Source organism: Streptomyces sp. NPDC054840 (assembly GCF_053611065.1).
Window position 1 is genome coordinate 22,305 of the sequence record NZ_JBSGZP010000011.1, and the last position, 9,120, is coordinate 31,424.

Annotated in this window: 7 protein-coding genes and 2 pseudogenes; 6 read left to right on the forward strand and 3 right to left on the reverse strand. The window is 69.5% G+C overall.

Annotated elements, in window-relative coordinates; translation table 11 throughout:
* Nucleotides 1–2: 2 nt before the first annotated feature.
* Genes nuoI through nuoN form a run of 6 tightly spaced genes read left to right on the forward strand, consistent with a single transcriptional unit; the run spans nt 3 to nt 6,903 of the window.
* Nucleotides 3–599, forward strand: coding sequence for an NADH-quinone oxidoreductase subunit NuoI (gene nuoI, locus ACWGIU_RS02085; RefSeq protein ID WP_453701779.1), 597 nt, complete (start codon nt 3–5; stop codon nt 597–599).
* Entirely contained in the window at nt 596–1,411 is an 816-nt protein-coding gene (locus ACWGIU_RS02090) for an NADH-quinone oxidoreductase subunit J (RefSeq protein ID WP_453701780.1), read from the forward strand. The genes nuoI and ACWGIU_RS02090 overlap by 4 nt, the downstream gene beginning before the upstream one ends.
* Nucleotides 1,408–1,707 carry an NADH-quinone oxidoreductase subunit NuoK gene (nuoK, locus tag ACWGIU_RS02095; protein WP_030653455.1) on the forward strand — a complete coding sequence of 100 codons (300 nt, stop codon included), beginning with the start codon at nt 1,408–1,410 and terminating at the stop codon, nt 1,705–1,707. The genes ACWGIU_RS02090 and nuoK overlap by 4 nt, the downstream gene beginning before the upstream one ends.
* 9 nt (nt 1,708–1,716) lie before the next feature.
* Entirely contained in the window at nt 1,717–3,657 is a 1,941-nt protein-coding gene (nuoL, locus tag ACWGIU_RS02100) for an NADH-quinone oxidoreductase subunit L (protein WP_453701781.1), read from the forward strand.
* A 1-nt stretch (nt 3,658) separates the two neighbouring features.
* Nucleotides 3,659–5,251 (forward strand): NADH-quinone oxidoreductase subunit M, encoded by a 1,593-nt coding sequence (locus tag ACWGIU_RS02105; RefSeq protein WP_453701782.1) that lies wholly within the window; start codon nt 3,659–3,661, stop codon nt 5,249–5,251.
* Nucleotides 5,248–6,903 carry an NADH-quinone oxidoreductase subunit NuoN gene (nuoN, locus tag ACWGIU_RS02110; RefSeq protein WP_453701783.1) on the forward strand — a complete coding sequence of 552 codons (1,656 nt, stop codon included), beginning with the start codon at nt 5,248–5,250 and terminating at the stop codon, nt 6,901–6,903. Before ACWGIU_RS02105 ends, nuoN begins: the two co-directional genes overlap by 4 nt.
* 67 nt (nt 6,904–6,970) lie before the next feature.
* Here the strand turns inward: nuoN and ACWGIU_RS02115 are convergent, their stop codons facing one another.
* The 3 genes and pseudogenes from ACWGIU_RS02115 to ACWGIU_RS02125 all read right to left on the reverse strand — a co-directional run.
* Nucleotides 6,971–7,585, reverse strand: a complete 615-nt coding sequence (locus ACWGIU_RS02115; protein ID WP_453701784.1) for a Uma2 family endonuclease — start codon at nt 7,583–7,585, stop codon at nt 6,971–6,973.
* An 847-nt stretch (nt 7,586–8,432) separates the two neighbouring features.
* A pseudogene (locus tag ACWGIU_RS02120) lies at nt 8,433–8,816 on the reverse strand (HEAT repeat domain-containing protein); the annotation flags it as partial.
* Nucleotides 8,817–8,834: 18 nt separating this feature from the next.
* Nucleotides 8,835–9,034, reverse strand: a pseudogene (locus tag ACWGIU_RS02125) (ATP-binding cassette domain-containing protein); the annotation flags it as partial.
* Nucleotides 9,035–9,120: the final 86 nt, after the last annotated feature.

The window sequence follows — 9,120 nt, forward strand, 5'->3', positions numbered from 1 at the left end:
AGATGTCCGACGAGAAGTGGCAGAACCCGGTGGCGGGCTTCGGCGTGACCTTCAAGGCCATGTTCAAGAAGCGCCTCACCGAGCAGTACCCGGAGCAGCAGAAAACGACCGCACCGCGCTTCCACGGACGGCATCAGCTCAACCGGCACCCCGACGGTCTGGAGAAGTGCATCGGGTGCGAGCTGTGTGCCTGGGCCTGTCCCGCCGACGCGATCTACGTGGAGGGCGCGGACAACACCGAGGAGGAGCGCTACTCCCCGGGTGAGCGGTACGGCGCCGTCTACCAGATCAACTACGCCCGCTGCATCCTGTGCGGGCTGTGCGTGGAGGCGTGCCCGACGAGGGCGCTCACCATGACGAACGAGTTCGAACTGGCCGACTCCAGCCGCGAATCGCTCATCTACACCAAGGAGCAGCTGCTGGCCGGCCTGACCGAGGGCATGGTCGAGGCGCCGCACTCGATCTTCCCCGGCACGGACGACACGGACTACTACCGAGGGCTGGTGACCGGGGCCGCCCCCGGCACCGTCCGGCAGGTCGCCGTCTCCAAGGGCGAGGTCGCCCCGGAGGACGGGAAGTCCGAGGAGGTGGACGCATGAGCGCCATCGCCGCCTCCGCCGCCTCCATGACCTCCACGGGCGAGGCGATCCAGTTCTGGATCCTCGGCACGGTCGCCGTCATCGGCGCACTGGCCACGATCCTGATGAAGAAGGCCGTACACAGCGCCCTCAGCCTGGCCGGGACGATGATCATCCTGGCCGTCTTCTACCTCGCCAACGGGGCGTACTTCCTGGGCGTCGTCCAGGTCATCGTCTACACCGGCGCGATCATGATGCTCTTCCTCTTCGTGGTCATGCTCGTCGGCGTCACCGCCGCCGACTCCCTGAAGGAGACCATCAAGGGACAGCGGTGGATGGCCGTCCTGTGCGGGCTCGGCTTCGGCACCCTGCTGATCGGCGGCATCGCCAACGCCGGGCTCACCCACTTCAACGGGCTCGGCCGGGTCAACTCCGGCGGACACGTCGAGGGCCTGGCGCAGCTGATCTTCACCAAGTACGTCTTCGCCTTCGAGATCACCGGTGCGCTGCTGATCACCGCGTCCGTCGGCGCGATGGTGCTCACCCACCGCGAGCGCACCGAACGGGCCGCCACCCAGCGCGAACTCGCCGAGAAGCGGGTCCGCGAGGGCGTCCAGCTGCCGCCGCTGCCCGCGCCCGGCGTCTACGCCCGGCACAATGCGGTCGACGTCGCCGGTCTGCTGCCGGACGGCACGCCGTCCGAGCTGACCGTCAACCGGACGCTGCGCGCCCGCGGCCAGATCCGGGACGTCTCCAGCCAGGCGATCGACGACCTCAAGGCACTGGAGCAGGCCTCCTCGGAGCGCCTCGGCCGTGAGGAGGCCTCGAAGTGAATCCGGTCAACTACCTGTACCTGGCGGCCCTGCTGTTCACCATCGGTGCCACCGGGGTCCTGATCCGCAAGAACGCGATCGTGCTGTTCATGTGCGTCGAGCTGATGCTCAACGCCTGCAACCTCGCCTTCGTCGCGTTCTCCCGGATGCACGGCAACCTCGACGGCCAGATCATCGCGTTCTTCACGATGGTCGTCGCCGCCGCGGAGGTCGTGGTCGGCCTGGCGATCATCGTGTCCCTGTTCCGTACCCGCCACTCGGCCTCGGTCGACGACGCCAGCCTGATGAAGCTGTAAGGGGTCGCTGTGGAGAACCTGATTGCGCTGCTGATCGCGGCGCCCCTGCTCGGAGCGGTGGTGCTGCTCTGCGGCGGCCGGCGCCTCGACAAGGTCGGTCACTGGATCGGCACCCTGCTCGCGGCCGCCTCCTTCGGGATCGGCGTCGCCCTGTTCGCCGACATGCTGGGGCGCACGGCCGAGGACCGGACCCTGACCCAGAACCTGTACTCGTGGATCCCCGTCGAGGGTTTCCAGGCGGACATGGCCTTCCAGCTGGACCAGCTGTCGATGACGTTCGTCCTGCTGATCTCCGGGGTGGGCACGCTCATCCACGTGTACTCGATCGGGTACATGGAGCACGACGAGCGCCGCCGCCGCTTCTTCGGCTACCTGAACCTGTTCGTCGCGGCGATGCTGCTCCTGGTCCTCGCCGACAACTACCTGCTGCTGTACTTCGGCTGGGAGGGCGTGGGCCTCGCCTCGTACCTCCTGATCGGCTTCTGGCAGCACAAGCCCAGCGCGGCCACCGCCGCGAAGAAGGCCTTCCTGGTCAACCGCGTCGGCGACATCGGCCTGTCGATCGCGATCATGCTGATGTTCACCACCTTCGGCACCTTCGCCTTCGAGCCGGTGTTCGCCTCCGTGGGTGAGACCTCCGAGGGCACGCTGACGGGCATCGGCCTGATGCTGCTGCTGGCCGCCTGCGGCAAGTCGGCGCAGGTCCCGCTGCAGTCCTGGCTCGGGGACGCGATGGAGGGCCCGACGCCGGTCTCGGCCCTGATCCACGCGGCCACCATGGTGACGGCGGGCGTGTATCTGATCGTCCGCTCGGCCGCCGTCTTCAACGGGGCGCCGGACGCCCAGCTGGTGGTCACCGTCGTGGGCGCGGTCACACTGCTCTTCGGTGCGATCGTCGGTTGCGCGAAGGACGACATCAAGAAGGCCCTGGCGGGCTCGACGATGTCGCAGATCGGCTACATGATCCTCGCCGCGGGCCTCGGCCCGATCGGCTACGTCTTCGCGATCATGCACCTGGTGACGCACGGCTTCTTCAAGGCAGGTCTCTTCCTCGGCGCGGGTTCCGTGATGCACGGGATGAACGACGAGGTCGACATGCGCAAGTACGGCGGCCTGCGGAAGTACATGCCCGTCACCTTCGTGACCTTCGGCCTCGGGTACCTGGCCATCATCGGCTTCCCGGGCCTGTCGGGCTTCTTCTCGAAGGACATGATCATCGAGGCGGCCTTCGCGAAGGGCGGCACCGAGGGCTGGATCCTGGGTGGAGTGGCCCTGCTGGGCGCCGGCATCACCGCCTTCTACATGACGCGGGTCATGCTCCTCACCTTCTTCGGCGAGAAGCGCTGGCAGCCGGCGCCGGACCCGGACAAGACGCCGGGCGTGGAGCCCGGCGTCGAGGTGCACCCCGGCGAGCTGCCGCACCCGCACGAGTCCCCGAAGTCGATGACCATCCCGATGGTCATCCTGGCCTTCGGTTCGGTCTTCGCCGGAGCCTTCTTCGAGATCGGCGAGCGCTTCCTGAAGTGGCTGGAGCCCGTCACCGGTTACGAGCACGGCAACCCGCCGGTCAGCGCCATGACGGTCACCGCGGCCACCATGGTCGTCCTCGTCATCGGCGTCGGGATCGCCTGGGCCATGTACGGACGCAGGCCCGTCCCGGTCGTCGCCCCGCGCGGCTCGCTCCTCACCCGGGCGGCCCGCAAGGACCTCTACCAGGACGACTTCAACCACGTGGTGCTGGTGCGCGGCGGGGAGCACCTGACCCGCTCGCTCGTGTACCTCGACCACAGCGTGGTCGACGGGGTGGTCAACGGGACGGCCGCCTCGGTCGGCGGGCTCTCGGGCCGCCTGCGCAAGCTGCAGAACGGCTACGCCCGCAGCTACGCGGTCTCGATGTTCGGGGGCACGGTGGTTCTGATCGCCGCGACCCTGCTGATGAGGGCGGTGTGAAATGAGTTTCCCGCTTCTGACGGTGACGGCCGCGGTCCCCGCGGTCGGCGCGATCCTGACGGCGGCCGTCCCGGCCGCCCGCAGGACCGCCGCCAAGTGGCTCGCGTTGCTCTTCTCGCTGGCGACACTGGCCCTGGCCGTGCTCGTCGCGGTCCGGTTCGACCCGACCGGTGACCGCTACCAGCTCACCGAATCCCGGCCCTGGATCGCCGACTTCGGCGTCCGTTACGAGCTGGGCGTGGACGGGATCGGGGTGGTGCTCATCGGGCTCACCGCGCTCCTGATCCCCTTCGTGATCGCGGCCGGCTGGCACGACGCCGACCCGCTGGAGACCTCGTCGTCCAGGTGGCGGCCGACCCAGGGCTTCTTCGCCCTGATCCTGCTGGTCGAGGCGATGGTGATCATCTCCTTCGAGGCCACCGACGTCTTCCTCTTCTACATCTTCTTCGAAGCCATGCTCATCCCGATGTACTTCCTCATCGGCGGCTTCGGGGACCGGGCCCACGGCGGCTCCGAGGAGAACGCGGCCACGCAGCGCTCGTACGCGGCGGTCAAGTTCCTCCTCTACAACCTGGTCGGCGGCCTGATCATGCTGGCGGCCGTCATCGGCCTCTACGTGGTCGCCGGGAACTTCTCCCTCCAGGAGATCACCGCCGCCCGGGCCGCGGGCACGCTCGACATGTCGGCCAACACCGAGCGGCTGCTGTTCCTCGGCTTCTTCTTCGCCTTCGCGGTGAAGGCCCCGCTCTGGCCGCTGCACACCTGGCTGCCCAACGCGATGGGCGAGTCCACCGCTCCGGTCGCCGTACTGATCACCGCGGTCGTCGACAAGGTCGGCACCTTCGCGATGCTCCGCTTCTGCCTCGGGCTCTTCCCCGACGCCAGCAAGTGGGCCACGCCGGTGATCCTCGTCCTGGCCCTGATCAGCATCGTCTACGGCGCGCTGGTCGCGGTCGGCCAGCGGGACATCAAGCGGCTGGTCGCCTACGCCTCGATCTCGCACTTCGGCTTCATCATCCTGGGCATCTTCGCGATGACCTCCCAGGGTCAGTCCGGTGCCACCCTCTACATGGTCAACCACGGCCTGTCGACGGCGGCACTGATGCTGGTGGCCGGCTTCCTGATCTCGCGGCGCGGCTCGCGGCTCATCGCCGACTACGGCGGCGTCCAGAAGGTGGCCCCGGTCCTCGCCGGCACCTTCCTGATCGGCGGCCTCGCCACCCTCTCGCTGCCGGGCCTCGCGCCCTTCGTCAGTGAGTTCCTGGTCCTGGTCGGCACGTTCGCCCGATACCCGGTCGTCGGCATCATCGCCACCACCGGCATCGTGCTCGCCGCCCTCTACACGCTGGTGCTCTACCAGCGCACGATGACCGGCCCCGTGAAGGAGGAGGTCCGCACCATGCCGGACCTGCGCCTGCGGGAGGTGCTGGTGGTCGCCCCGCTGATCGCCCTGCTGATCGGGCTGGGCGTCTACCCGAAGGTACTCACCGACATCGTCAACCCGGCGGTGGAGCACACCATGTCGGACGTCAAGCAGACGGACCCGGAGCCCGAGGTCGACGTCGAAGCCAAGAACGGGGAGGTGGCGAAGTGAGCGCATCGACTTCCGCCCACAGCCTGTGGACACTGGCGGCCGAGGCACCGGCCGACCGGATCCCGGCACCGACCATCGAGTACGCACAGCTCGCGCCCACGCTGATCGTGGTGGGCGCGGCGGTGCTCGGGATCCTCGTCGAGGCCTTCGTGCCCCGCAAGTCCCGTTACTACGTGCAGGTGTTCCTCGCCGTCGCCGCGCTGGCCTCGGCCTTCGCCGCGGTCGTCGGCCTCGCGGCCGGCGGGTACGGGTCGGGCAAGGCCCACATCGCCGCCATGGGTGCCATCGCCGTGGACGGCCCGGCGCTCTTCCTGCAGGGCACCATCCTGCTGGCCTCGGTCGTGGCGGTCTTCACCTTCGCCGAGCGGCGGCTGGACCCCGCGGCGCACGGCAACCGGGTGGACTCCTTCGCCGCCCAGGCGGCGTCGGTACCGGGCAGCGACAGCGAGAAGGCCGCCGTCAAGGCGGGCTTCACCACCACCGAGGTCTTCCCGCTGGCCCTGTTCGCGATCGCCGGCATGCTGATCTTCCCGGCGGCCAACGACCTGCTGACGCTGTTCATCGCCCTGGAGGTGTTCTCCCTCCCCCTGTACCTGCTCTGCGCCCTCGCCCGCCGACAGCGGCTGATGTCGCAGGAGGCCGCGGTGAAGTACTTCCTGCTGGGTGCCTTCTCCTCCGCCTTCCTCCTCTTCGGCATCGCACTGCTCTACGGGTACGCGGGCTCGGTCTCGTACGCGGTGATCGCCGACGTCGTCGACGGCACGGTCGCGAAGATCGACCCGGCGCTGGCCTCCACCATGGGCAATGACGCGCTGCTGCTGACCGGTGGCGCGCTGATCCTGATGGGCCTGCTCTTCAAGGTCGGCGCGGTCCCCTTCCACATGTGGACCCCGGACGTCTACCAGGGCGCCCCGACCCCGGTCACCGGTTTCATGGCGGCGGCGACCAAGGTGGCCGCCTTCGGCGCCCTCCTGCGCCTCCTCTACGTGGTCCTGCCGGGGCTGCGCTGGGACTGGCGTCCGGTGATGTGGGCGGTCGCCATCGTCACCATGCTCGCGGGCGCGGTGATCGCCGTGACCCAGACGGACGTCAAGCGACTGCTCGCCTACTCCTCGATCGCACACGCCGGCTTCATCCTTGCCGGTGTGATCGCGACCTCGGCGCAGGGCGTCCAGTCCGTCCTCTTCTACCTGGGCGCCTACTCCTTCGTGACAATCGGAGCCTTCGCGGTGGTCACGCTGGTGCGTGACGCGGGCGGCGAGGCCACGCACCTGTCCAAGTGGGCGGGGCTCGGCCGACGTTCACCGCTGACGGCGGCCGTCTTCGCGGTGTTCCTGCTCGCCTTCGCGGGCATCCCCCTCACCTCCGGCTTCACGGGCAAGTTCGCCGTGTTCAAGGCGGCGGCGGAGAGCGGCGCCGGGGTGCTGGTCGTGATCGGCGTCATCTCGTCCGCGATCGCCGCGTTCTTCTACATCCGGGTGATCGTCCTGATGTTCTTCAGCGAGCCGAAGGCCGACGGACCGACGGTGGCGGTGCCCTCGCCGCTGACGATGACCACCATCGCGGTGGGCGTCGCGGTCACGCTGATCCTGGGCCTGGCCCCGCAGTACTTCCTGGACCTGGCGGGGCAGGCGAGCACCTTCGTCCGCTGACCAGTTCGCGCAACGGCCAAGGGCCCGGTCCCCTTCGGGGGAGCCGGGCCCTTGGTTGTGTGCGGGTCTACTCCGGTAGCCCCTTCGGTTTGATGGTGGTGAGGTCCAGGTCGATGGGGAAGGGGACCGCGACCTTCAGCCGGTCGTGGAAGATGCCCGTTGCGACGTAGACACGCGTGGCCGGTTCGAGTTCGAACACGTAAACGACTGCCCGGTCGTTCTTGTTCTCGACCCGCCAGTAGTGGGGGATTCCTGCCCGGGCGTATTTGGCCGGCTTGGTCTCGCGGTCCCGGCCGATCGAATCAGGGGAGACGACCTCGATGGCCAGCCGGACGGACGCGGCGGGGATCCGCGTCTGTTGCTCGGGGCCCCGGGCCAGTTCCTCATCGACGACGAGGACGTCCGGCTCGGGCCGGTTCAGTCGGTCGATGTCGATGGTGAACTCTCTCATCACTTCGAGTCCGTCCGGAACCAGTGATTCGAGTTGCCATTCGAAGAATCGCAGGGCTCGCATGTGGAAACGGGTTTGCGGACTCGCGAAAATCAGGCTTCCGTCGATCAGCTCCGTGTGCGGAGGCAGGTTGGGAAGCCGGTCAAGGTCGTCGGCCGTCCACCCGCCCGCGGGCGTGACGGGCCAGCGCGGGGCGGGCTCCTGCTCGGGGGTCTCGGGATCGACGCTCATCGGTAGTGTTCCCATGCCACGGAGTCTCGCGAGTCCGACCAGCCTATCGCCCGGGATTCCCGGAGAAGCCGCGGAGTCATATGCGCCTGTCACTTGACCGCATCTTGGGCCCGGACTAGTGGCCGTGCGTGTGGGCGGCGGCCGGCTTGCCCGCGGCGGGGGACTTCTTCGGGCAGGTCAGCGCCGGGTTCCAGTTGTGGAAACGGCCGGCCGGATTTTCCTTGTACGCCCACATGTGGAGGTCGTAGTGCTTGGGCATGCCCGCCCAGTGGCCAGGCATCGGCCCGTCGAAGGGCAGCCCGAACATGCTCGGACGGTCGTCGGCCGTCTTCAGGTCCTGGTCCCGGTCGGTGGACATCCACTCCACGGTCTGGAGCTTGCGACGTCCGTGGCGGTCCTTCTCCTTGCTGTAGAGGAGCGCGGTCGGCCTGGCGGGATCCTTCGAACCCCAGTTGGCCTGCTTCACGTAGTGGTAGCCCATGGCGCCGACCCCGAACGGGTTGGTCATGCATTCCTCACCGTGGGGGACGTACCCGTCCTTGAGGGCCTCCCGCTCGTCCGTGTACCTGGCCGTCACCGCGATGGCCGTGGCCATGTCCCGCATGGCCTTCGCGTTGCGGGGATCGGGAGCCGGCCCCTCGACGCCGTGCGCCGGGACCACGGCGGCCAGGCCCAGAGACACGGCGGCGGTGATCACGAGGGCGGCCTTACGGACATCTGGGGACATGGGGACTCCTGCCGTCGACGGGCTTTCCTCCACCATCCCGGCGCCCTGCGGGCCCTGCACGCCGCGGAAGCCCGAACGGGGGACCCGGCACCAGCGCCTGACACCATGTGAGGGACAGGCGGCGCGGGCGGCGTACGCGCGGACGTCCGCGTCCGGGTCCGCGACCGCCGTGGCCAGGGCCCCCCGGGCCTCCGCGGTGTGCCGGTGGGCCAGCAGGGCCAGCACCGCGGCCTTCCGGACGTCCGCGTCGGCGTCGGCCAGGGCCTTGGCCAGCGCCGGTACGGCCGCCTCCGCGGCGGCCGCCGACAGCCCGGCCGCCGCGCCCGCCCGGACCTGCCAGGCGCCGTCGGCCAGGGCCGCCACCGCGGTACGGGCGTACCCGTCCGGGCACCCGGCCGAGGCCAGCGCGCCGAGCGCGGCGCCTCGCACCAGCGGGTCCGGGTCGGCCAGCAGCGGGTCCAGCGGGGCCGGGGCGTGCACCGCGGCCAGGCCCTTGGCCACCGCTGCTGGCCCTCCCGGGCCGCTCGCGCCGGTGCCCGCGAGGACGTCCACGAGGAGGTCCTGCATCCGGCGCGGGTCTGGGCGTCGAGCGCCCCGAAGGGTTCGTCCATCAGGACGGCGCGCGGGCGCGCGGCGAGGGCGCGGGCCAGCTGCACGCGCTGGCGCTGGCCGCCCGAGAGCTGGTGCGGGAACTTGTGCGCGTGCCCGTCCAGGCCGACCCGCTGTCAGGGAACGCACCGGCGGCCCGGCGTCTGTGGTGTTGCCACAGTGTTGCGCCACCCGAAGGGACTCGCGCAGGGCTCTGAGC